Origin of the sequence: Ornithinimicrobium ciconiae, assembly GCF_007197575.1 — a bacterium.
GTDB classification, from domain to species: Bacteria; Actinomycetota; Actinomycetes; order Actinomycetales; family Dermatophilaceae; genus Ornithinicoccus; species Ornithinicoccus ciconiae.
Window position 1 is genome coordinate 1,163,538 of record NZ_CP041616.1, and the last position, 21,626, is coordinate 1,185,163.

Annotated in this window: 22 protein-coding genes and 1 pseudogene; 14 read left to right on the forward strand and 9 right to left on the reverse strand. The window is 68.4% G+C overall.

The window, feature by feature from the left end; all coding sequences use genetic code 11:
* Positions 1–39: 39 nt before the first annotated feature.
* From xseA to FNH13_RS05380, 3 genes and pseudogenes are all read right to left on the reverse strand, one after another.
* Entirely contained in the window at positions 40–1,296 is a 1,257-nt protein-coding gene (gene xseA, locus FNH13_RS05370) for an exodeoxyribonuclease VII large subunit (protein WP_143782526.1), read from the reverse strand.
* Between the two features lie 79 nt (positions 1,297–1,375).
* A pseudogene (locus FNH13_RS20050) lies at positions 1,376–2,382 on the reverse strand (DUF2804 domain-containing protein).
* Complete coding sequence (locus FNH13_RS05380; RefSeq protein ID WP_143782527.1) at positions 2,379–4,058, reverse strand: DUF885 domain-containing protein; 1,680 nt, start codon at positions 4,056–4,058, stop codon at positions 2,379–2,381. The pseudogene FNH13_RS20050 and the gene FNH13_RS05380 overlap by 4 nt, the downstream one beginning before the upstream one ends.
* A 141-nt stretch (positions 4,059–4,199) precedes the next feature.
* Here FNH13_RS05380 and FNH13_RS05385 point away from each other — a divergent pair, with 141 nt between their 5' ends.
* The 5 genes from FNH13_RS05385 (at position 4,200) to FNH13_RS05405 (ending at position 8,108) form a co-directional block, all read left to right on the forward strand.
* Positions 4,200–4,430: a hypothetical protein gene (locus tag FNH13_RS05385; protein WP_143782528.1), complete on the forward strand. Its 231-nt coding sequence runs from the start codon at positions 4,200–4,202 to the stop codon at positions 4,428–4,430.
* Between the two features lie 51 nt (positions 4,431–4,481).
* Positions 4,482–5,501: a 4-hydroxy-3-methylbut-2-enyl diphosphate reductase gene (locus FNH13_RS05390; protein WP_143782529.1), complete on the forward strand. Its 1,020-nt coding sequence runs from the start codon at positions 4,482–4,484 to the stop codon at positions 5,499–5,501.
* A 271-nt stretch (positions 5,502–5,772) separates the two neighbouring features.
* Positions 5,773–6,600: a transporter substrate-binding domain-containing protein gene (locus FNH13_RS05395; protein WP_143782530.1), complete on the forward strand. Its 828-nt coding sequence runs from the start codon at positions 5,773–5,775 to the stop codon at positions 6,598–6,600.
* 9 nt (positions 6,601–6,609) lie between these two features.
* Positions 6,610–7,356: an amino acid ABC transporter permease gene (locus FNH13_RS05400; protein ID WP_143782531.1), complete on the forward strand. Its 747-nt coding sequence runs from the start codon at positions 6,610–6,612 to the stop codon at positions 7,354–7,356.
* A complete protein-coding gene (locus tag FNH13_RS05405; protein ID WP_321169220.1) occupies positions 7,353–8,108 on the forward strand; it encodes an amino acid ABC transporter ATP-binding protein in 756 nt (251 codons plus the stop codon). The genes FNH13_RS05400 and FNH13_RS05405 overlap by 4 nt, the downstream gene beginning before the upstream one ends.
* Positions 8,109–8,191: 83 nt before the next feature.
* On the opposite strand, the gene FNH13_RS05410 is transcribed toward FNH13_RS05405, so the two are convergent.
* A complete protein-coding gene (locus FNH13_RS05410; protein WP_228266596.1) occupies positions 8,192–9,406 on the reverse strand; it encodes a DNA recombination protein RmuC in 1,215 nt (404 codons plus the stop codon).
* A gap of 197 nt (positions 9,407–9,603) precedes the next feature.
* Positions 9,604–10,416, reverse strand: coding sequence for a hypothetical protein (locus tag FNH13_RS05415; RefSeq protein WP_143782533.1), 813 nt, complete (start codon positions 10,414–10,416; stop codon positions 9,604–9,606).
* 169 nt (positions 10,417–10,585) lie between these two features.
* On the opposite strand from FNH13_RS05415, the gene ychF reads away from it, so the two are divergent.
* Positions 10,586–11,671: a redox-regulated ATPase YchF gene (gene ychF, locus FNH13_RS05420; RefSeq protein WP_143782534.1), complete on the forward strand. Its 1,086-nt coding sequence runs from the start codon at positions 10,586–10,588 to the stop codon at positions 11,669–11,671.
* A gap of 209 nt (positions 11,672–11,880) precedes the next feature.
* On the opposite strand, the gene FNH13_RS05425 is transcribed toward ychF, so the two are convergent.
* Entirely contained in the window at positions 11,881–12,276 is a 396-nt protein-coding gene (locus tag FNH13_RS05425) for a hypothetical protein (RefSeq protein ID WP_143782535.1), read from the reverse strand.
* 141 nt (positions 12,277–12,417) lie between these two features.
* Between FNH13_RS05425 and FNH13_RS05430 the strand changes: the two genes are divergently transcribed.
* The 4 genes from FNH13_RS05430 to FNH13_RS05445 are packed head-to-tail and all read left to right on the forward strand — an operon-like array spanning position 12,418 to position 15,590.
* On the forward strand, positions 12,418–12,861 hold the full coding sequence (locus FNH13_RS05430) for an RpiB/LacA/LacB family sugar-phosphate isomerase (RefSeq protein WP_143782536.1): 444 nt from the start codon (positions 12,418–12,420) through the stop codon (positions 12,859–12,861).
* 44 nt (positions 12,862–12,905) lie between these two features.
* Positions 12,906–13,811: a formate transporter FocA gene (focA, locus tag FNH13_RS05435; protein WP_165700024.1), complete on the forward strand. Its 906-nt coding sequence runs from the start codon at positions 12,906–12,908 to the stop codon at positions 13,809–13,811.
* Between the two features lie 4 nt (positions 13,812–13,815).
* Positions 13,816–15,339: a molybdopterin-dependent oxidoreductase gene (locus tag FNH13_RS05440; RefSeq protein ID WP_143782537.1), complete on the forward strand. Its 1,524-nt coding sequence runs from the start codon at positions 13,816–13,818 to the stop codon at positions 15,337–15,339.
* Between the two features lie 5 nt (positions 15,340–15,344).
* Positions 15,345–15,590 carry a hypothetical protein gene (locus FNH13_RS05445; RefSeq protein WP_143782538.1) on the forward strand — a complete coding sequence of 82 codons (246 nt, stop codon included), beginning with the start codon at positions 15,345–15,347 and terminating at the stop codon, positions 15,588–15,590.
* 34 nt (positions 15,591–15,624) lie between these two features.
* Here FNH13_RS05445 and FNH13_RS05450 read toward each other — a convergent pair whose 3' ends face one another.
* A complete protein-coding gene (locus tag FNH13_RS05450; protein ID WP_143782539.1) occupies positions 15,625–16,338 on the reverse strand; it encodes a lysoplasmalogenase in 714 nt (237 codons plus the stop codon).
* 66 nt (positions 16,339–16,404) lie between these two features.
* Here FNH13_RS05450 and FNH13_RS05455 point away from each other — a divergent pair, with 66 nt between their 5' ends.
* Together FNH13_RS05455 and FNH13_RS05460 are read left to right on the forward strand one after the other, a co-directional pair.
* The gene (locus tag FNH13_RS05455) at positions 16,405–17,379 is read left to right on the forward strand and encodes a TIGR03885 family FMN-dependent LLM class oxidoreductase (protein WP_143782540.1); all 975 of its coding nucleotides are present in this window, start codon (positions 16,405–16,407) and stop codon (positions 17,377–17,379) included.
* Complete coding sequence (locus FNH13_RS05460) at positions 17,376–19,058, forward strand: alpha-amylase family protein (protein WP_143782541.1); 1,683 nt, start codon at positions 17,376–17,378, stop codon at positions 19,056–19,058. Before FNH13_RS05455 ends, FNH13_RS05460 begins: the two co-directional genes overlap by 4 nt.
* A gap of 4 nt (positions 19,059–19,062) precedes the next feature.
* Here FNH13_RS05460 and FNH13_RS05465 read toward each other — a convergent pair whose 3' ends face one another.
* The gene (locus FNH13_RS05465; protein ID WP_143782542.1) at positions 19,063–19,653 is read right to left on the reverse strand and encodes a GNAT family N-acetyltransferase; all 591 of its coding nucleotides are present in this window, start codon (positions 19,651–19,653) and stop codon (positions 19,063–19,065) included.
* A gap of 103 nt (positions 19,654–19,756) precedes the next feature.
* Between FNH13_RS05465 and FNH13_RS05470 the strand changes: the two genes are divergently transcribed.
* A complete protein-coding gene (locus FNH13_RS05470; RefSeq protein WP_143782543.1) occupies positions 19,757–20,299 on the forward strand; it encodes a 2'-5' RNA ligase family protein in 543 nt (180 codons plus the stop codon).
* Positions 20,296–20,823: a bifunctional adenosylcobinamide kinase/adenosylcobinamide-phosphate guanylyltransferase gene (locus tag FNH13_RS05475; protein WP_143782544.1), complete on the forward strand. Its 528-nt coding sequence runs from the start codon at positions 20,296–20,298 to the stop codon at positions 20,821–20,823. The genes FNH13_RS05470 and FNH13_RS05475 overlap by 4 nt, the downstream gene beginning before the upstream one ends.
* Before the next feature lie 10 nt (positions 20,824–20,833).
* Here FNH13_RS05475 and FNH13_RS05480 read toward each other — a convergent pair whose 3' ends face one another.
* Positions 20,834–21,592 (reverse strand): adenosylcobinamide-GDP ribazoletransferase, encoded by a 759-nt coding sequence (locus FNH13_RS05480; RefSeq protein WP_228266597.1) that lies wholly within the window; start codon positions 21,590–21,592, stop codon positions 20,834–20,836.
* Positions 21,593–21,626 lie beyond the last annotated feature (34 nt).

The following is a 21,626-nucleotide window of genomic DNA, read 5'->3' on the forward strand; positions in this document are numbered from 1 at the left end:
TCTGGGCCGCCCTGGCTGCGACCCGTGACGAGAGAGTGCTCAGTTGCCGGGATCGACGACCGGTCGCACGGCGAAGTCTCCGCGTGCCACCGTCACGCGCAGCAGCTCCTCGGCCGCCACCTCCGTGATGTCGCGCACGATGGTGCCGTCGCTGTGCCGCACCACCGCATAACCCCGCTCCAGGGTGTGCTGCGGGGACACCGCGCGCAGATGCGTGCTCAGGCTGGCGACCCGGTCGAACTCTCGGGAGACCAGCGTGGTCACCCGGTAGCGGCCCCGCTCCGCTGCCGCGTCGATGTCCCGGCGGTAGGCGGAGATGATCGCCTGCCGGTCGGCCATGACCGGGCGGCTCATCGTGGCCTCCAGGCGGCGGCGCTGCTCGGTGATCCTGCGCTGCAGCGCGGCCCGTCCGCGACCACGGGTCGCCGCCAGCCCGCGCAGCTCCTCCTGCTGGTCGGGCACGACCCGGGTCGCGGCGTGGGTCGGTGTCGAGGCGCGGTAGTCGGCGACGTAGTCCAGCAATGGTGTGTCGGTCTCATGACCGATCGCGCTGACCACCGGTGTGCGCACGCCCACCACGCCACGCACCAGGGCCTCGTTGCTGAACGGGAGCAGGTCCTCGAAGGAGCCGCCCCCGCGGGCGATCACGATGACCTCGACCTGCGGCAGGCCGTCCAGCTCGGCCAGCGCCTCGCTGACGCCGGTGACGGTCGTCGGGCCCTGCACCGAGACGTTGCGGATCTCGAAGCGAGCCGCCGGCCAGCGGCGTCGGACGTTCATCACGACGTCGCGCTCCGCGGCAGTGTTGCGCCCGCAGATCAGCCCGATGGTCGCCGGCAGGAAGGGCAGTGCCCTCTTGCGGCTCGGCTCGAACAGCCCCTCGGCACGCAGGAGCTGCTTGAGGTGCTCGAGGCGTGCCAGCAGCTCACCGACCCCGACGTGCCGGATCTGGCGGGCCTCCAGCTGCAGCGCGCCGCGCTTGGTCCAGAAGGTCGGCTTGGCGTGCACCACCACCCGCGCGCCAGCCTCCGGGGGAGCGGCCAGCGCGTCCAGGGCGGGCACCGGGATGGAGACGGACAAGGACATGTCGACATCGGTGTCGCGCAGCGTCAGGTAGGCCCACGACATGCCGGCCCGCCGGTTGAGCTGCACGATTTGACCCTCGACCCACAGCGGCGACATCTTGTCGACGTAGTCGGAGATCTTCATCGACAGGGTGCGCACCGGCCACGGGGTCTCGGCGGTGGTGTCCCGAGCCGTGGCCGGCAGGGAGCGCTTGGCGGCTGGCTCGCTCACGGGTGCCACGATAGGCGGACGCAGGGACAGCAGCCGCGAGCGACTCCCGGGACAGGCCCAGGAGTATGCCGGCAGGCACCTACCAGCGGTTGCGCGCCTCCTCGGCCCAGCCGGTCAGCCCGTCGAGGTCGACCCGGGTGCCGTCGTCGGTGCTGGCCCAGCCGGTGAAGTGGCCAAAGCACTGGTGCGTCTCACCGGCCAGGACGAGCAGGTTGGTGCGCGCCACGCGCTCGTGGAAGGGCGTGAAGACGACCTGTGCCCGCTCACCCTCGATCCGCCACGGGCGCAGCCAGTCCGACCGGTCGTAGGTCCAGGACAGCTCCTCGTGGATCTTGTGCAGCCGTCCGGCGACGAAGAGTCCGTTCTCGGTCTGGCCGCTGCCCTCGGTCCACTTCCCGCCGAGCTGGATCGACAGGTCGCCCCCGGGCCGGGAGCCAGCGGCCCAGTTCCAGGTCATCGAGTAGGGCCACTTCCCGCGCCCGTGGTCCAGGACCGCGAAGGTCTCCTCGGCGCGCAACCGGTGCTCGGTGCCATCGAGCGTGAGGGCACCACTGACCGGACGGCCGAGGTCCTTGAGGGTGAACTGGAAGCGCCGCTGGCTCCAGGGCACCAGCACCCCCAGGGCCTCGTGGCCTGCGTGCTGCCCGATGGTCAGGTGGAGCTCGACCCCGCCGGCCACCGCGTCGATCGTGATCTCGTCCTGCTGATCGATGATGATCGCGAGGTCACGACCGCGGGCGACCACCGTGCCCTGACCGCTGCGCGGTGGGAGGATGGCCCGTGGGCCAGGGGCACCACCGCCTCCGGTGTCCACTCCTGCCCCGTGTTCCGGTCCAGGACATAGAGGCTGTGCACGCCGGCATAGTCCAGGGAGGAGACCACGACTCCGACGATGTGGGTCGGGGTGACCACGCCCCAGTACTCCCACCGCTTGGTGCGGCCCCAGCCCCGGAGGTTGTCGGTGTGCAGCGGGGTGCGGGACCAGCCCACGGCCCGTGGGTTGAGCCGGCCGTCGGGTCCGCACAGTGCCACCGGCTGGGTGATCTCGGCGGCCAGCGGAGACGGCACCCCGACCGGTGGGGTCACAGCGTGCTCAGCTCCCGGGTCAGGTCATCCAGGCCGAGTGCGCCGAGGGACAGCGCTGCCATATGCCACTCCTTGAGGTTGAACTCCTCGCCGCGCTCCTTGTGGGCCCGGCGGGCCGCCTCGCGTCCGGCCAGCCACGCGCGCTCGCCGAGCTTGTAGCTGATGGCCTGGCCCGGCCACCCGAGGTAGCGGATGATCTCGGAGTCGATGAAGTCCTGTGAGCGCCCGGAGTGGGCGGCGAAGAACTGATTGGCCAGCTCCGGTGTCCAGGTCTGGCCGGGGGCGATGGGGGAGTCGTCCGGGATCGGCAGCTGCAGGTGCATGCCGATGTCGATGACCACCCGGATGGCGCGCATGATCTGGCAGTCGAGATAGCCCATCCGCGCCTCGGTGTCGAGATAGCCGAGCTCGTCCATCAGCCGCTCGGCATACAGCGCCCACCCCTCGGTGGCCCCGCTGGAGGAGCCCAGGCTGGTCTGGTAGATCGACAGCTGAGGGGCGACATACACCCACTGGGCCAACTGGAGGTGGTGTCCGGGGACACCCTCGTGATACCAGGTGCTGACCAGGTCATACATCGGGAAACTGGTGCGGCCCATGGTCGGCAGCCAGGTGCGGCCGGGGCGGGAGAAGTCGATCGAGGGGCGGCTGTAGTAGGGCGCGGCGGCACTGCCGGCCGGGGCGATCATCGCCTCGACGGTCTTGATCGGCTCAGCGATGTCGAAGTGTGTGCCGTCGAGGTCCTCGATCGCCTGGTCCATCATCTGCTGCAGCTTCTCGCGGACCTGTTCGACGCCCTCGATGATCTCGCCGTGCTCGTCCAGGTGACGCATCGCCTCGACCGGCGTCGACCCCGGCAGGATCTCTCCGGCCAGCCCGACCATCTCGGCGTTGATCTGCTGGTACTCGGCCCAGCCCCAGGCACAGGCCTCCTCCAGGTCGAGATCTGCCCCCATCCACCGGCGGGCATTGAGGCGATAACGCTGCGCGCCCACCGCGTTGGGGGTCCCGTCGGAGGCGGGCAGGTAGGTCTGCTGCAGGTAGTCACGCAGCTCGATGGTGCCCGCGGTCGCGGTGTCCGCCGCCGCGATCAACTCACCCTTGACCGACTCGGGGCCGCCGGCCACGAAGTTGTGCCACCACTGGCTGTCGGCCCACTCGGTGAGCTGGTCGATGGTGGTGCGCACCTGCAGCGGGGCGGCGAACAGGCCTCGGGCGATGCCCTCGTCGAGGGTCTGGGTCCAGGAGCGGTAGGCCTGCGGGACCCGGGCCATGCGCCGGGCGATGACCGTCCAGTCAGCGTCGGAGGCGGAGGGCATCATCGAGAGGATCTGCCGGATCGCCTGGGGCGGGCCGAAGATATTGCGGATCTCGCGCAGGTGCTCGCCGGCGGCGTGGGCCTCGAGCTGGACCCCCAGCCGGTCCCGCAACAGCGTGGCGCAGCGCTGCTCCAGGGCGTCCCACCCGTCAGGGCCGGCCGCCGCCTCCAGCGTCTCCAGCTCGGCCAGGGTCGAGGAGGCGAGGTCGGCCTTGGCCTGATAACCGGCCGGTGACAGGTCCGGGAGCCGGTCGTCCTGCGGGTTGAGCCCGAGGCCGGTGGCGACGGAGGGGTCCAGGTCAGCCAGGTCGCGCACGAAGGTGTCGGCCAGCTGTCGAGCAGTGGTGAGATTCGGCATACGACATATCCTCGCGCGTGAGGACTCTGGGCGGGAGACCGGCCCCACCTCTGATGGGGCAGGTGGTTGTGGTGTGACGAATGTGACGCCGCGCGGCGGGTCTGCACCACTTTTGCGGCCGCCCTTGTCAGGCTGACCGGCATGGCAACCGAGTCGGTGACCGAGGAAGAACTGCGCCGCATCTGTCTCGACGCTGCCTCCCGCGGGGAGCGCGTCGGCTACATCCTCAACGACTATCTGTATCTCAACTTCCTGCACGAGCAGCAGGAGGCGGACCGCGCCGCCAACCACCGCACTGAGGACGACTCCGAGGAGTGGTGGATCGCCTCCGGCGCTGCGCGCGCCGAGGGGCGGCACCGCGTCGCGAGCTGAGCCAGGCTCACTGGCTGAGGTCTTTCAGGCGGGGTCGCCTACCATGGAGGCGTGACTGCCCTTCCCGCTGACCAGGTGTCCAAGCGCGTGCTGCTGGCCGCGCCCCGCGGCTACTGCGCCGGTGTTGACCGGGCGGTGGTGACTGTCGAGAAGGCCCTCGACCTCTACGGCCCGCCGATCTACGTGCGCAAACAGATCGTGCACAACAAGCATGTCGTGCGCACCCTGGAGAAGCGGGGCGCGATCTTCGTGGAGGAGACCGATGAGGTGCCCGAGGGCGCCACCGTCATCTTCTCCGCACACGGTGTCTCCCCGGCCGTGCACCTGGAGGCGGAGGCACGCCAGCTCAAGACGATCGACGCGACCTGCCCGCTGGTGACCAAGGTGCACCGCGAGGCCGTCCGCTTCGCCAAGGAGGACTACGACATCCTGCTCATCGGGCACGAGGGGCACGAGGAGGTCGAGGGGACCGCCGGCGAGGCGCCGGACCACATCGTGCTGGTGCAGAACCCCGATGAGGTCGACGACGTTGAAGTCCGCGACCCGGACAAGGTCGTCTGGCTCTCCCAGACCACGCTCTCGGTCGATGAGACCATGGAGACGGTCCGGCGGTTGCGCGAGCGGTTCCCGGCGCTGCAGGACCCGCCCAGCGACGACATCTGCTACGCCACCCAGAACCGTCAGGTCGCCGTGAAGCAGATGGCCGCCGACTGCGACCTGATGATCGTCGTGGGCTCGAAGAACTCCTCCAACTCGGTGCGCCTGGTCGAGGTGGCACTGGACCACGGGTCCCAGGCAGGGCACCTGGTCGACTACGCCGACGAGATCGACGAGGCCTGGCTGGAGGGCGTGAGCACCGTGGGCGTCACCAGCGGCGCCAGCGTCCCGGAGATCCTGGTCCGCGACGTCCTGCAGTTCCTGGCTGACCGGGGTTATGAGGACGTCAAGCCGATCACCGCGGCCGAGGAATCGCTGCTGTTCGCGCTGCCCCACGAGATCCGCCGCGACCTCAAGGCCCGCGACGGCGTGGAGGCCGCCAAGATCCGCCACGACGCAGGCTCCCTCCACTAATCCGTTCTTCGGGAGGTTCGGTACGGGCCCTCACCTTGTGTGGGGCGGTTCGGGCCGCGCAGCGGCCTCCAGGTCACAAGTCGGTAACGCCCCGGTGGCAGGCTGGCCCGTCTCCGGCGGTTTGGGAGAGCCTGCCACCGTGCGCGCGCGATATCGCATTCCGCGGGGTTCGTCGAGCCGAGAGGGAGCCTGCGCGACCGGTTTGACCGACCTCTCTCCTCTTTCTAAGTTCGACACAAAGAAGTGCGAACTCACGAGAGAGACGATCCTTATGAACAAGCCCACCCCAAACCGCCGCGCCGGAGCGCTGGTGGCGATCGCTGCCGCCTCGCTCGCTCTGACTGCCTGTGGCGGTGGCGATGAGAAGTTGCTCAACGACGGCACACTCGTTGTCGCGATGAGCGGTGAGTTCCAGCCGTTCAGTCACTTCGAGGGCGACCAGCTGACTGGTTTTGACTATGACATCGGTGCCGCAATCGCCGAGGAGATGGGCCTGGAGCTGGACACTCAGACCGGTGCCTTCGACAGTCTGATCCAGGGCCTGAAGTCCGACCGCTACGACGTGCTCATCGCCTCGATGACTCCCACCGAGGAGCGAGACGCCCAGGTCGACTTCACCGACCCCTACTACCTCTCTGGTGCGACCGTCTTCGTGCCCAACGACAGTGACTGTGAGGACCCCACCCAGCTGGACAGCCCGGCCATTGGGGTCGCCTCGGGCACGACCTATGAGACCTTCCTCAACGATCAGGACTGGGTGGGCGAGATCCGCACCTTCACCTCGGACATCACGGCCCTGGAGGACACCGAGGTCGGCCGTCTGGACGCGGCGATGACCGATCGCCTCGTCGGCCTCTACCAGATCGACCAGGCCGACCGGGACCTGCGCGTCTGTGGTGAGCCGCTCTACACCGAGGAGCCCGCGTTCGCGGTCCGTGACGGCAACACCGAGCTCGTGGACGAGCTGAACGAGGCCCTGGCCAGCATCATCGAGGACGGCACCTATGCCGAGATCTCGGAGAAGTGGTTTGGGCAGAACATCCTGGAGTCTGACACCGGTCAGCCGGCTGACGACGCCGAGCAGACCAGCGGTGACTGAGCTCCGGTCATGAGCTTCTTCGACCGCTTCGTCGACTACGCCCCGCTCTTCATCGAGGCCAGCTGGGTCACTCTGCGCCTGACTGCCGTGGCACTGGTCATCGCGATGGTGCTGGGCGGTGTGATCGCCTGGATGGTGATGAGCAGGTTCGCCCCGCTGCGGTGGCTCGCCACGGCATACATCGGGCTCATCCGGGGCACACCGCTGATCGCCCAGATCTTCGTGCTCTACTTCGGGATCTCCGAGATCGTGAAGATGCCGGCCTTCTGGGCCGGGGCGCTCGCCCTGGCCGCACACAACTCGGCCTACATCGCTGAGATCTTCCGATCCGGTTTCCAGGCGGTCCCCAAGGGGCTGGTGGAGGCCTCCCGCTCCCTGGGCATGGGCCGGGCCAAGACCCTGCGGCGAGTCCAGGCACCGCTGGCTCTGCGCACGACCCTGCCGGTGCTGGGCAATCAGTACATCATCGCGGTCAAGGACTCCTCGCTGGTGTCCTTCATCGGGATGACCGAGCTCTTCCAGACCTCGCGCAACCTGCAGGCACAGAACTACGAGCCGCTGCAGATGTATCTGATGGTGTCCATCTACTACCTAGTCATCGTCCTGATCCTCACCTTTGTGGTGAGCCGGATCGAGCGCTCACTCAGCAAACACCGCCGACCGATCGAACCAGGCTCATCCAGCGGCGGCGCCAGCAGCGGGCTGCGACTCCCGACCTGGGTGAAGTGGCGGCAGTCCGAGGGAGGACGAGTATGAGCACCACATCTCAGGGCGAGCCCCTGGTCAGCATGCGCGGCATCGTGAAGAGGTTTGGCGACAACGTCGTCCTCGACGGTGTCGACCTGGATGTCTACCCCGGCGAGGTGGTCGTCCTCATCGGTCCCTCGGGCGCTGGCAAGAGCACCCTCCTGCGGTGCATCAACGGTCTGGAGCGGATCAGCGGAGGAACCATCGAGGTTGATGGTCACCAGCTCAGCTATCAGGAGACCGCGATCAACAAGATCCGGTCCCGGATCGGCATGGTCTTCCAGTCGTTCAACCTGTTCCCCCACATGACGGTTGCCCAGAACATCATGATGGCGCAGCGAGACGTCCTGGGACGCTCCACTGCGGAGGCCCGACAGCGTGCTGAGGGGCTGCTCGACCGCGTCGGGTTGGGAGAGAAGGCGGATGCCTATCCGGACAGCCTCTCCGGTGGTCAGCAGCAGCGGGTCGCGATCGCCCGGGCGCTGGCGATGGACCCGGCCGTGATGCTGTTTGACGAGCCGACGTCGGCGCTGGACCCGGAACTCGTCGGGGAGGTCCTGCACGTGATGCGCGAGCTTGCTGACGAGGGCATGACGATGATCGTGGTCACCCACGAGATGCGCTTTGCCCGCCGTGCGGCCGACCGCGTCGTGCTGATGGCTGACAAGCAGATCGTCGAGGAGGGTACCCCCGAGCAGGTCCTCGACAGCCCCACCAGCGAGCGTGGTCAGGCCTTCTTGCGCCAACTCTCCGAGGAGTAGTCGCATCGCCGAATGATGTCACTCAGGAAGAGGACAAAGCCCACCCCATGATGGTTCGGCGCTGACGGCCCAGGGCCGTGTCGTCAGGCCTGCTTTCGCCGAATCTGTGAGGAGGAGTCCCTGTCCTGGAGCCCTCCCGGAGCAGCCAGCGTTGGATCGATCTCGGTCCGCTCATCGGCAATCTCGAGCAGTTCGTCATCGATCAGTTCGGGCACAGTCAGGGGGCGCACCGCGGTCCGCACCGGCTCCAGCCCGGGATGGGCCGACTCCGCGATGCCGATCTCCTGGAGGCTCCGACTGGTCACCATGACCCGTGACTCCAGCGTCCCGATCATGCTGTTGTAACTCTCGACAGATCGCCGCAGCGCCGACCCCATCGTGGTGACGTGCTTGCCCAGAGTGCCCAGACGCTGGTGCAGCTCGGTCCCCAGGCGCACCAGCTCGCGCGCGTTGTCGGCCAGGGCGTCCTGCTGCCAGGTGAAGGCCAGAGCACGCAGCAGCGCCAGGAGCGTCGCGGGGGAGGCCAGGACGACCCGGCGGGACTGGGCGTGGTCATACAGGTCCGGCGCGGCCTGCAATGCGGCGGCGAGCACCGCGTCACTGGGCACGAAGCAGATCACCAGCTCGGGTGTGGTGCTGAAGGCACTCCAGTAGGCCTTGGCCGCGAGGGCGTCGACGTGTCCGCGGAGGGAGCGGGCATGCTGGCGCAGCAGGCCGGAGCGCTCCTCGGCCGAGATGCCGTCCGCCTGGGCGCGCAGGAACGCGCTCAGCGGTGCCTTGCTGTCCAGCACCAGCACCTTGTCATCAGGCAGCCGCACCACGACATCGGGGCGGACCGTCACGTCATGACTGCTGACGGCGGAGACCTGCTCGTCGAAGTCACAACGGGCGAGCATGCCGGAGTGCTCAAGGATGCGTCGCAGCTGGCTCTCGCCCCACGTCCCACGCACTCCCGACGAGTTGAGAGCACCCGACAGGCTCGCTGTCTGGTCGCGCAGCTCAGCAGTATGTCGCGCCACCTCCCCGAGCCGCTCGCCGACCGACCCGAACTGCTCGACCCGGTCCCGCTCCAGGTCGCGGACCTGGTTCTCCACCCGGCCCAGCGCCGCACGGAGCGGGGCCAGCTCGGCGGCGGTCTGCCGGTCTTCCCCCTCCACGGTCTCGCGGGCAGCCAGCCGCTCGCCCAACAGGTCGCGCTCTGCGCGGGTGCGGGCCAGCACCGCAGAGTTGGCTGCTCGCGCTGTCAGCCACCCGATGAGCAGACCGAGCGCCCCAGCGCTCAGGGTGACGAGCACCATCCATATCTCCATGACGCACACCGTGCCAGGAGGCACTGACATCGCAACGCGGCGCGCTCGGTGGGGTGGCTTTCTCGCAACCCGGTGCGCTCGGCGGGTGCTGGGATGGCGAAGCCCCCGTCCGGCATACGGCGGGACGGGGGCTTCGAGGGTTGTCCTGTGCGATGACCGGTGCCTGCGCGCCGGTCGGTCAGAGGTCACTGCCAGATGACAGGAGCCTCCAGGTAGGGGTTCTCGTCCCAGCCGCCGTCGATCTCACGCACACCGGTCCAGGCGGCACCGGTGACCTCCTGGCCCTCGGGCGCAAGGGCCACGTCGCAGGTGGTCGAGGTCGCCCCGGTGACAAAGTCCTCGAAATAGTCGTTCGGGCACTCGGAGATGCCTGTGCTGATGACGATCAGGCCCTGCGCGGGGCTGCCGTCGTCGAGGATCCCCTCGAAACCGGGCTCGACGTTGGTGGCGCCCTCGTCCCCCTCGGCATACAGCACCGTGTGCTCGGACATGATGAAGTACGGGGTCATCCCCTCGTACTCCTCCGTGTCATCGAACTGGTCGAAGAAGGAGGCGTCGCCGGCGACGATCTCGGTCACCGAGGACTCGATGTACCCGAAGGCGTAGTACTCCTCGCCCTCCTCACGCTCCTGGGCGTGCAGCACGGCGGTCTCGCCGAAGGCCACCTCGGTGCCCGGAGCGGCCGTCTCGAAGTCACCGGCCTCGCCAGTGGTCGCCGGGTCCGCGGTCTCCTGCGCGGCGTCGCCCACGGGAGCCTCGGTCTCCGTGTCGTCGTCAGCCGGGGCCTCGGTCTCGGTCTGGTCGTCGGCCGTGGCCTCGGTCTCCTCAGCGTCATCGGTGGTCTCCTCCACCTCATCCACCTGCTCGTCCACCGTCTCCTCAGCGGAGGTCTCCTCGGCGGGCTCCTCCTCGCCCCCGCACGCGGTCAGGACCAGGGCGGCAACGGCGGCCGCGCTGACCAGGCTGAGGCTGCGTCGGGTGGTGTTGGTGCTCTTCATGTCTGTGCTCCTGTGTGTCTCCCCCGGCGGTCAGGGGGTCTCGAACCGCCATGGAACCGACGGGACCACTCCTCGACCGGTTCCGGACCGGTGGAAACTTTGACGAATCTTGACCATCGGGCACGCAGCGTCAGGAGGTATGCCGTGGGGCCGGTAGACTCCTGACCCCGTGGCACTCACTATCGGAATCGTTGGCCTGCCCAACGTCGGCAAGTCGACCCTCTTCAACGCACTGACCAAGAACACGGTGCTCGCCGCGAACTATCCGTTCGCGACGATCGAGCCCAATATCGGGGTGGTCCCGCTGGCTGACAAGCGGTTGGACCGCCTCGCCGAGATCTTTGGCAGCCAGCGGATTCTGCCCGCGCCGGTCAGCTTCGTGGACATCGCGGGCATCGTGCGGGGCGCCTCAGAGGGGGAGGGCCTGGGCAACAAGTTCCTGGCCAACATCCGTGAGGCGGATGCGATCTGCCAGGTGGTGCGCGCGTTCGTCGACGACGACGTGGTGCACGTCGATGGCCGAGTCAGCCCGAAGGACGACATCGAGACCATCAACACCGAGCTGGTGCTCGCCGACCTGCAGACCCTCGAGTCAGCCGTCCCCAGGCTCGAGAAGGAGGTCAAGGGCAAGAAGACCGACAAGTCCGTGCTCGACACCGCGCTGGCGGCCCAGCAGGTGCTGGAAGCCGGTGACACCCTCTTCGTCAAGGGTGCCGCTGCTGGGGTCGACATGGACCTGGCCAAGAGTCTGGGCCTGCTGACGACCAAGCCGTTCCTCTATGTCTTCAACCTGGACGAGGACGGCCTGACTGACACCGCCCTGCACGACGAGCTCGCCGCCCTGGTCGCGCCGGCCGAGGCGATCTATCTCAACGCCAAGCTCGAAGCCGACCTGGCCGAGTTGGACGAGGAGGAGGCAGCCGAGCTGCTCGAGTCCGTCGGGGTCAGCGAGCCGGGCATGCTCCAGCTGGCCCGCGTCGGTTTCCAGAACCTGGGTCTGCAGACCTATCTGACTGCCGGTCCCAAGGAGTCCCGGGCCTGGACGATCCGCGTCGGCTCGACCGCACCACAGGCCGCAGGTGTTATCCACACCGACTTCCAGCGCGGGTTCATCAAGGCCGAGGTCGTCTCCTTCGAGGATCTCGACGCCGCCGGCTCGATGGCCGATGCGCGGGCCGCCGGCAAGGTGCGTATGGAGGGCAAGGACTACGTGATGGCCGACGGTGATGTCGTGGAGTTCCGGTTTAACGTCTGATCTTCCGCTTCTGCGCTCTCCTCCTCGGTCGTCGGTGACGGCCTGGGCGGAGCTGTAGTACTGCAGGTCGAATCCGTGACTGCTGAGGCCGAGGGCCGGGTTGAGGCCCCCGGCTCGACCGTAGTTCGTTGGCTGCCTCGTTGGTCGCGTCGCAGGCGACCGCACGCACACCCTCTGGTGCCGTGCCCCTGCGTGGCAGCGCGGTCACGTCATGACCCGCGCGGACGGCGTCGAAGGCCCCTGCGCACGGCGTCGAGGGTCGACTCGGGCGAGTCGTTGAAGCAGAGCCGGAGGCCCGGCTGGCACTCGCGAACCGTGTTGACCACCCGCTCAAAGATCAGCGTGTAGTCGTGGGAGGTCCTGAGGCCCGAACCGATCTCGACGACGTCAAATCTTTGCCCAGCGAGGGCTTGCCGGACGGCCGTCTCGGCAGCGTCCGCATCATCTGTGAGCAGGCAGGTGGTGACCTCGAGTCCCGCGGTGCGCAGGTCGTCCTCGGCATTGCGGAGGCGCACGCGCAGCGTCTCGGCAGACTGGCCGGGCCAGGGGGAGAAGTCGATCACGTCAGGGTCCATCCCGACCTGGAGGACGCGCGGGCGGACCATATCTGCGACTGTACGCCGACCGCCTCACGGCGACAGCCAGGAGCGGGTGGGAGTACTGTCAGAGTGGCGTCTACTACGCCTCGTAGTGTTTACTACTGCCTGTAGTGAAAAAATACGATGGTACGGAGGAGGGCGGCAAGTATGCGCGTAGTCATCGGTTCCCCGGGTAACGGGGCGGCCCTGAAGGACGCGATCAAGGAGTTCTTGCAGAGCGATGGGCGGGTCAGCGAGGTGGTTGACCTCTCTGAGGCGGATATCTCCTATCCCGAGGTGTCCTTTCGGGCCGCGCACGCGGTGGTTGACGGCACGGCGGACCGGGCGGTGCTGGTCTGCGGCACCGGTGTGGGCACCGCGATCGCCGCCAGCAAGGTCAAGGGTGCTCGCGCCGCGACCGCCCACGACCTGGTCACCGTCAGGGGAGCCGTCGAGAACTATGACGCGCAGATCCTGTGCATGGGACAGAACGTCATCGCGCCCGCTTATGCGCGGATCCTGGTGGACCTGTGGCTGGACCTGCGGCATGATCCGTCCGGCTTCTACGGACCGAAGGTGCGCGAGATCGCTGAGTTCGAGTCCCGTGCCTGACCGGCCAGGACGGACCAGGTCCACAGCGGACCCCGGAGAATGGCGTGAGTAGCGACAGCACGATCCTCACGCCGTCGCAGATGGCGAGGGCTGCAGAGGACGCAGCCTTCGGGAAGGCCACCAGTCATCAGCTCAAATCCTTCCTGCTGGCCCTGACTGCCGGTGGCTACATCGCGCTCGGTTTTGTCTTCTTCACCACGAGCCAGGTCGGCGCTGACCAGATGCCGTTCGGTGTCGCCAAGGTCCTGGGGGGCTTTGTCTTCGCCACCGGACTGGCGCTCGTCGTGCTCACCGGTGCCGAGCTGTTCACCTCCTCGACGTTGACCCTGACGGCTCGGGCTAGCGGTCGCATCACCACGTGGCAGCTGCTGCGCAACTGGGTCGTGGTCTTCGTCGGCAACTTCATCGGCGCCTTGACCATCGTCGCCCTGGTCTATCTCGGCCGGGTCTGGGAACAGGCAGACGGGGGATGGGGCGCCGTGGTCCTGGACGTGTCGCTGAAGAAGGTCCACCACGACTTCCTCACCGCGTTCATGCTCGGGATCCTGTGCAACCTGATGGTCTGCCTGGCGATCTGGGCCGCCTACAGCGGCCGGACCACCACCGACAAGGTCGTGGCCGTCACGATGCCGATCGCCCTGTTCGTGGCCAGCGGCTTCGAGCACTCGGTGGCCAATATGTTCATGATCCCGCTGGGCATCCTGGTGCGCTCGTATGCCGGCCAGGACTTCTGGGCCTCCTCCGGCTTGGATCAGGCCGCCTACGGCGACCTGACCTGGGCCAGCTTCCTGGTGGACAACCTACTGCCGGTCACGCTCGGCAACATCGTCGGCGGTGGGGTCATGATCGGCGTCCTCTACTGGACGATCTTTCACTTCCTCGACCGCCCCGGGAAGGTCATCGGCAAGGCCACCGTAGGCACCGACTCAGCCAAAGACACAAAGGAGTAAGGCAATGGACGGCGATTTCCCCCTGTGGTTGAGGGCGCAGCACCTCCTCAACTTCATCCTGATCGGGATGCTCATCCGATCGGGCATCGAGATGCTCTCCTCGTTGCCCCGGCTGTGGTGGCGCAAGGACTGCGCGCCCGGCACCGAGTGGCTGAAGTTCACCAAGCGTGAGCTGCCCAAGGAGGAGGGTGTCTACACCTCCCTCATGGACGAGAAGTCGCTCCACCCGCTCCTCTCGCTCCCAGGGCGGGAGAACATCGGCCTGGGCCGTCACTGGCACGGACTGTCGGTGATGTTCTGGGTGCTCAATGGCCTGGTCTACATCATCCTGCTGTTCGCCACCGGGCTCTGGCAGCGGATCGTGCCGACCTCGTGGGACGTCATCCCGCAGGCGTGGGAGTCCTTGAAGATGTATCTGAGTTTCGAGGTCCCGGACATCAGCCACTTCGAGCCCTATGACGCGCTGCAGATGCTGGGCTACACCTTCGTGATCTTCATCCTGGCCCCGTTCCAGATGCTGACCGGCGTCGCGATGTCGCCGGCTATCCGCTCCCGTTTCCCGTGGTACGTCAAGATGTGGGGCGGTCACCAGGGAGCCCGCTCCCTGCACTTCATCGGTCTGGTGATCTTCACCGGTTTCATCGTGATGCACGTGTCCCTGGTCTTCCTGGTCCACCGCGACCGCAACATCGTCAACATGGTCTTTGGTGGTGGCGAGGTCACCACCGCGCGGGCTGCCCAGGCGCTGGTCGTCATGGTCGCGGTCATCGTCGCGGTCATCGTGTTCTGGATCGCGCTGTCCTACTGGTCGCTGGCCGACCGGGTCCGTGCCCAGAAGTTCACCGCTGGTGTCACCGAGATCGGCCGGAAGATCTTCCTGAACCACCTGCGTCCGCTGGGCGCGAAGAAGAAGGCCTACACCGACAAGGACATCTCCGAGTTCCACTGGACCAACGGCCTGCCGCCCACCCAGGAGGAGTCGCAGTTGTGGGTCGAGGCCCGAGACAATGACTGGGAGGGCCTGACGATCACCCTCCGCGATGACCTCAACGACGTGGAGAAGACGCTGACCGTCGAGGACCTCAAGAAGTTGCCGCGCCACTCCTACGTCGCCACCCACACCTGCATGCAGGGCTGGTCGGCCACCTCCCGCTGGACCGGGGTACGGCTCACCGACCTGATGGAGGTGCTCGGCCCACGACCAGAGGGCGCCCGCTACCTGTTGACCGAGTCCTACGGCCTGGCCCAGAAGATGTATGACAACCGTCCTCGCGAGCCCTTCTACGCCGCCATCGACCTGGAGACGATGGCCGAGGAGGAGTCGATCCTGGCCTACGAGCGCAACGACCACGACATCGAGGACTACCTCGGGGCGCCGGCCCGGCTGCGCGTGGAGTCCAACCACGGCTACAAGCACGTCAAGTGGGTCTCCCGGGTGATGTGGGTCCGCGACTATGCCGACTACGGTGATGGTCGAGGCGGGACACGAGAGGACTCCGCCCTGCAGGCGTTCAACGGAAGGATCTGATGCCGATGGTGAAGATTGTGTCGACGTGCTTTCTCGTGGAGGGCGTCACTGACGACCGCGACACGAAGAAGGCGATGCAGCCCCTGTTCGACATCTTCGCTCAGCAGGGTCTGGGCCAGGCGACCTTCGAGATCGTGCCGGGTGAGCCGACGCGCCTGTGGATCAAGCACAAGGACAGCGTCCAGCCCAACCGGGACCTGATCGACCAGGCGCTGGCCGAGGCCGGTGACTACCGGACCATCGACGGCTAGCCACAGCGCACCGGATCCCGTGGACCCCGCCCCCTCAGGGAGCGGGGTCCACGGCGTTCACGGACGCCACCTGCGGGCCACGCCCCACCGGGGCCGGGGCCTCCCGGAGCACCCCCAGCACGATCAGCAGCTGCGCGGCGATATAGGTGAGCATCACCCAGAAACCCTGACCCGGCAGGTCCCACCAGGGGGCGAAGGCGTTGAGTGCGATCAGGCCGTCCGAGACCAGGAAGAGCGCCCCGCCGGCCCAGACCAGACCATTGAGCCCGGTGGCCAGCACGGCCATGGTGCCCAGCAGGAGCCCGTAGACCAGGACCGGCACGAGCAGCGCACCGGCGTGCGGCGCACAGGCGAGGATGAGGGCGGCGATCGCTACGGCATACGGCAGGAGCAGACCCCGCCGCTGGTGCAGCACACTCTGGTGGCGGTGGGGCCAGAACGCCACGATGTAGACGACCTGAGCGACCAGGAAGAAGCCGACCATGAGCAGGAACGAGATGTCACCCTCAGCCAGGTCCGGTGCGCCGTCACCCAACCAGGAGAATCCGAGGGCGACCAGGGTCAGGGTGACAAGGCGCCCGCGTGCCGCGCCACGTGTGCGGATCAAGAGGTAGGCGGCGAGGACCGGCATCAGGAACCACTGGGAGGCGCTGGCATAGGCCTCCTGGCCGGTGAGGTGCCACACCAGGTGCACGGTGGCCAGGGCCAGGAAGACTCTCAGGACGATCCGGGCCGGGGTGCGCGTCATGCACGCATCGTAGGCGGGCAGCTGGCCCCGATTGCGGCGGACCAGGTTGTGGGATGGACTGGTCTGATGGCACGCATCGGTTTTCACGCCTCGCACGAGCAGGCCTCGCCACGTCAGTTGCTGCAGGACGTGCAGCACGCGGAACGGGCCGGGTTCGCCTGCGCCATGAGCTCGGACCACATCGCCCCGTGGAGCGCCCGGCAGGGACACTCCGGCAACACCTGGGTCTGGCTCGGAGCGGCCCTGGCCACCACGCGCCTGCCGATCGGCACCCTGGCCATCCCCGGCCCGCGCTATCACCCAGCTGTCCTGGCCCACCAGATCGCCACCCTCGCCCAGATGTTTCCCGACCGGACCTGGGCGGCCCTCGGCAGCGGGGAGGCGCTGAACGAGCACGTCACCGGGACACCGTGGCCAGCGAAGGAGCAGCGGGTGGAGCACCTCGAGGCCTCGGCCGAGGTGATCGCTCGGCTGCAGGCCGGTGAGGAGGTTAACCGGACGGCACCGATGACCGTGGACCGGGCCCGACTGTGGGACGTGCCTGACACCCCGGCGCCGTTGCGTGCTGCGGCGATCTCGGCCGGGTCGGCCGCGCGGGCGGCCTCCTGGGCAGACGGCCTGGTGACCGTCGTCCAGCCGGTCCCGGCTCTGCGGGAGGTCGTGTCGGCATACCGAGATGGGGGAGGGCGGGGTCCGCTCGCGCTCCAGCTCCACCTGTCCTGGGCACCGGAGAGCAGCGAGGCGGAGGCGCTCGCCGTCGACCAGTGGAGCACCAACACCTTCCCGGCCGATGTGGCGGGGGACACCGAGACGACAGCCGAGTTCGACCGACTGGCCGCGGACGTCACGCCAGCGGCCGTGCACGACAGCGTCCGGATCTCGCACGACCTGGGCCGGCACCGCGAGTGGATCGCCGAGTATGCCGACCTGGGCTTCGAAGAGATCTACCTGCACCACGTGGGTCAGGAGCAGACCCGCTTCATCGACACCTTCGCGGAGCACGTCCTGCCCGCGGTCAGCAGCACTGAGGAGAACCGGTGAGGATCAGCAAGACCAGCGACCTGTGGTGGAAGAGCGCCATCGTCTACTGCCTCGACATCGAGACCTACTCCGATGCCGACGGCGACGGGACCGGCGACCTCGCCGGTCTGTCCCGGCGGATCGACTACCTGGCCAGACTGGGGGTGAACTGCCTGTGGCTGATGCCCTTCTTCCCCACCCCGGACCGGGACGACGGATATGACGTCATGGACTTCTATGGAGTGGACTCCCGGCTGGGCAACCACGGACAGCTGGTCGAGGTGATCCGCACCGCGCACGACCGTGGCATCCGCGTCATCATCGACCTCGTCATCAACCACACCTCCGACCGCCACCCGTGGTTCCGCGCCGCGCGACGCAGCACCGAAAACCCGTTCCGGGACTACTACGTCTGGCGGGACACCGAGCCTCCCGACACGTCCGACAAGGTGGTCTTCCCCGATCAGGAGGACTCGATCTGGACCAAGGACGAGCCCACGGGACAGTGGTACCTGCACCACTTCTACCGGCATCAGCCCGACCTGAACACCGCCCACCCGGCCGTGCGCGAGGAGATCCTGCGGGTGATCGGATTCTGGCTGGAGCTGGGCATCGACGGGTTCCGCGTCGACGCCGTGCCCTTCTTCATCGAGGACATCGAGCGCGGCTCCGGTGACCTGCCCCGCGACCCGCACGACGTGCTGCGCGAGATCCGTGCCTTCCTGAGCCGCCGCAAGGGTTCTGCCGTCCTGCTCGGTGAGGTCAACCTCCCCTACGAGGAGCAGCTGACCTACTTCGGCGGAGACCACGGGGACCAACTGCAGATGCAGTTCGACTTCGTCGGCATGCAGGCCACCTACCTCGCCCTCGCCCGCTCAGACGCCACCCCGCTGGCGGAGGCGCTGCAGCAACGACCCGCGCTGCACGCCACCTCGCAGTGGGCCAACTTCCTGCGCAACCACGACGAGCTCACGCTGGACAAGCTCAGTGAGCAGGAGCGCCAGGAGGTCTTTGCCGCCTTTGGCCCGGAGAAGTCCATGCAGCTCTATGACCGTGGCCTGAAGCGGAGGCTGCCCCCGATGCTCGCCGGGGACCCGCGCCGCATCCGGATGGCCTACAGCCTGATGTTCTCCCTGCCGGGGACGCCCACGATCTACTACGGCGAGGAGATCGGCATGGGGGAGGACCTGGCCGCCGAGGGGCGGATGGCCGTGCGCACCCCGATGCAGTGGAGTGACGGGCCCAACGGCGGCTTCTCCTCGGCGCCGGCGCGTCGGCTCGTCCAGCGTCTGGCGCCTGACGGTTACTCCCCCGAGCACGTCAACGTCGCCGACCAGGTGCGGGACCCCGACTCGCTGTGGACGTTTATGCGCACCCTCATCGCGGCCCGGCGCGAGTGCCCCGAACTGGGGTGGTCGTCGGAGTTCGTGCTTATGAAACAGCCGCACCGGCAGGTGCTGGCGCACTGTTGCCCCGGGACGGAGACGGCCGTGATCGCGGTGCACAACCTAGCTGCCGAGCCGGTGACGGTCGATCTGGACCTGGCCGAGATCGAGTTGGAGCACCCCGTCGAGCACGTGGTCGATCTGCTCTCGCACGAGGCGGTGGACCCCTCGGACGGGCGGCTCGAACTCACCCTCGACGGATTCGGTTATCGGTGGCTACGGGTGGGGCCACCCGATCGGATCGCGGTGCCCTGAGGGATCAGTAGTCCACGCGCACCACGGCCCGGCGTGCGGTCGGCCGGGACACCTCGCGGAAGCCGGCCGCCAGATAACTGCTGATCAGGCCGACGTGTAGCTCCTCGTCGACTGCGGCAGGGGTCGTCATCGGATAGGCCTCGAGAGCGGCGGCTCCCCGTGCACGGGCGAAGTCAACGGCGGCGGCGATGAGGGCCGCGGCGACCCCCTGCCTGCGGTGGTGGGCCCGGGCGAAGACGCAGGTGAGTGCCCAGATCGAGGCGTCCGCACGGTCCTCGTCGCGGCCGGCCCACGGCACCTGGCTGTGGCGCAGACCCGGGAACTCCGGTCGCGGTTCGACAGCGCACCAGCCGACCGGCAGGTCGTCGAGATAGGCGACGAGCCCGCTGGTGCGGGTGTCGTCGGGATGCCCGCAGGCGGTCTGCTCGCGGAGTCGGAGCTGGCGCTCCTCGAGCGGCTGGGCGGCGAAGTTCTCACGGGGGAGCAACTTGTAGCGCTGGCACTGGCACCGAGCCCCCTGCCCGCGGGTGCCGAAGACCGCCTGCAGGTCCTCCCAGCTGGCCTCGTTGGCGGGGCGGATCTCAAGCTCGGCCATCCCTGCAGCGTAGGAGCCGGGCGTCTCGGCCGCTAGGCGCAGCAGGCAGAATCGTCCCGTGCCCACCACTCCACCTCGGCCGGGCGCCGGAACTGATAGGCCCGTGGACCACGGGCACACGGTGCTGGCGGTGCCGGTGCCGCAGCTCGACAACTTCGTGCGGGAGCGGACGGCGCACTACGACGCCGACTACCTGGCGGCCGACCCGACCTTCGGGCAGGCCCACGTGACGGTCCTCGGACCGTGGGTGCGCTCGCCGTCACTGGCGGACCTTGCCGCGGTGGCCGCCATCGCCTCGGCGACCCGAGCCTTCGACTACCGCCTGGCCCGCCTCGGGGCCTTCCCCAACGGGATCATCCACCTGCTCCCCGAGCCGGACGGCCCCTTCCGGGTGCTGACCCGTGTCGTGTGGGACCGCTTTCCCGGCCACGCGCCCTACGCCGGGCAGTTCCCCGACGCCACGCCCCATGTCACGCTCGACGCGGTGGGGCCGGGGGTGGACGAGCACGCGGTGCGGATGCTGCTGGGCGCCACCATCCCGGTCGACTGCCGGGCCGAGGTGCTGCAGCTGCAGTGGTGGCAGGCTGGGCACTGCCACGTGCAGCACTCGTGGCCCCTGGGTGAGCCGTCGGGAGGAGAGTCATGAGGGTCCTGGTCACCGGAGGCGTGCGCTCCGGCAAGTCCCACCACGCCGAGCACCTGCTGGAGGGCGAGGCGTCGGTGACCTACGTCGCCCCGGGCCCTGATGAGACCGAGGAACCCGACCCCGACTGGGCGCTGCGGCTGGCCGCCCACCGGGGGCGACGCCCGGCCCACTGGACCACGGTGGAGACGGCCGACGTGGCGACCGCGATCCAGCAGAGCGCGGGCCCGGTCCTGGTGGACTGCCTGGGCACCTGGTTGACGCGCACCATCGACCAGCAGGGGCTGTGGGAGGCACCGGTCGACGAGGTGACCGAGCGCGTGCGTGAGGAGATCACCCGTGTCGTCGCCGCCCTGGAGCGGGATCACCCGGTCGTGCTGGTGACTAACGAGGTCGGCCTGGGGGTGGTCCCCGCGCACCGGTCCGGGCGGCTGTTCCGGGATCTTCTGGGCGAGACCAACCGGCAGGTCGCCGCAGCGTGCGAGCAGGTCCACCTGGTCATCGCCGGGCGGGTCCTCGTGCTCTGATCCGGTCCCCTCAGGCGACCGCCACCAGCAGGACCACCAGGGTCACCTCGACGCACGCGCCCAGGACGTCCCCGGTCACCCCGCCGAGTCGGCGGACCGCCACCACCAGGACACCGGCCAGCGCCAGCGCGGCCAGCACCGGCGCCAGCAGGGCGGCCAGGTCGAACCCGGGCAGCAGTGCGGTGACCCAGACCAGGGCCGCAGTGGCTCCGAAGACCGCCACAGCGGCCAGCGGGTGAACCGTGCCGGACACCGTGGCGCCCAGCCCATCGGGTCGGGCGGCCGGGACACCCCGGGCGCAGGCCACCGCGAGGGCACTGCGGGAGGCGATGACACAGGCTGCGGCCAGCAACGGGCCCAGGTCGTGGGTCGTCAGTGCTGCCAGGCTGACCGCCTGGAGGCCGATCACGACCACCAGGGCTACAACACCCGCGGGACCGGCGGTGCCCGAGCGCATCACCTCCAGCGAGCGGGCACGGTCGGTCGAGGCGGTCAGCCCGTCCACGGTGTCGGAGAGCCCGTCCAGGTGCAGCAACCGGCTGAGCCAGGCCAGGAGCCCGACGGCCACCAGGCCCAGGGCCAGCGGAGACAGGACGCCTTCCTGACCGAGCCAGACCAGCAGGGCGACCCCGCCGGCCGACGGCAGGGCTGTCAACGGGGCCAGCACCATGGCCCGTCCCGCGGTGGACTGGTCGATCGTCCCGGGCGGTCGGACGGGGATGCGGGTCAGTGTGCTCAGGGCCAGCCGCCAGCTGTCCGCCAGGCTCACGCGGACTGCCCCGGTCGAGCGCTTCCCGCCCGGA

Excerpts from the sequence above, each read along its gene's own strand:
- FNH13_RS05380 (WP_143782527.1), bottom strand. The coding sequence starts at position 4,058 with ATGCCGAATCTCACCACTGCTCGACAGCTGGCCGACACCTTCGTGCGC.
- FNH13_RS05385 (WP_143782528.1), top strand. The coding sequence starts at position 4,200 with ATGGCAACCGAGTCGGTGACCGAGGAAGAACTGCGCCGCATCTGTCTC.
- FNH13_RS05395 (WP_143782530.1), top strand. The coding sequence starts at position 5,773 with ATGAACAAGCCCACCCCAAACCGCCGCGCCGGAGCGCTGGTGGCGATC.
- FNH13_RS05400 (WP_143782531.1), top strand. The coding sequence starts at position 6,610 with ATGAGCTTCTTCGACCGCTTCGTCGACTACGCCCCGCTCTTCATCGAG.
- FNH13_RS05405 (WP_321169220.1), top strand. The coding sequence starts at position 7,353 with ATGAGCACCACATCTCAGGGCGAGCCCCTGGTCAGCATGCGCGGCATC.
- FNH13_RS05410 (WP_228266596.1), bottom strand. The coding sequence starts at position 9,406 with ATGGTGCTCGTCACCCTGAGCGCTGGGGCGCTCGGTCTGCTCATCGGG.
- FNH13_RS05415 (WP_143782533.1), bottom strand. The coding sequence starts at position 10,416 with ATGAAGAGCACCAACACCACCCGACGCAGCCTCAGCCTGGTCAGCGCG.
- FNH13_RS05425 (WP_143782535.1), bottom strand. The coding sequence starts at position 12,276 with ATGGTCCGCCCGCGCGTCCTCCAGGTCGGGATGGACCCTGACGTGATC.
- FNH13_RS05430 (WP_143782536.1), top strand. The coding sequence starts at position 12,418 with ATGCGCGTAGTCATCGGTTCCCCGGGTAACGGGGCGGCCCTGAAGGAC.
- FNH13_RS05440 (WP_143782537.1), top strand. The coding sequence starts at position 13,816 with ATGGACGGCGATTTCCCCCTGTGGTTGAGGGCGCAGCACCTCCTCAAC.
- FNH13_RS05445 (WP_143782538.1), top strand. The coding sequence starts at position 15,345 with ATGGTGAAGATTGTGTCGACGTGCTTTCTCGTGGAGGGCGTCACTGAC.
- FNH13_RS05450 (WP_143782539.1), bottom strand. The coding sequence starts at position 16,338 with ATGACGCGCACCCCGGCCCGGATCGTCCTGAGAGTCTTCCTGGCCCTG.
- FNH13_RS05455 (WP_143782540.1), top strand. The coding sequence starts at position 16,405 with ATGGCACGCATCGGTTTTCACGCCTCGCACGAGCAGGCCTCGCCACGT.
- FNH13_RS05465 (WP_143782542.1), bottom strand. The coding sequence starts at position 19,653 with ATGGCCGAGCTTGAGATCCGCCCCGCCAACGAGGCCAGCTGGGAGGAC.
- FNH13_RS05475 (WP_143782544.1), top strand. The coding sequence starts at position 20,296 with ATGAGGGTCCTGGTCACCGGAGGCGTGCGCTCCGGCAAGTCCCACCAC.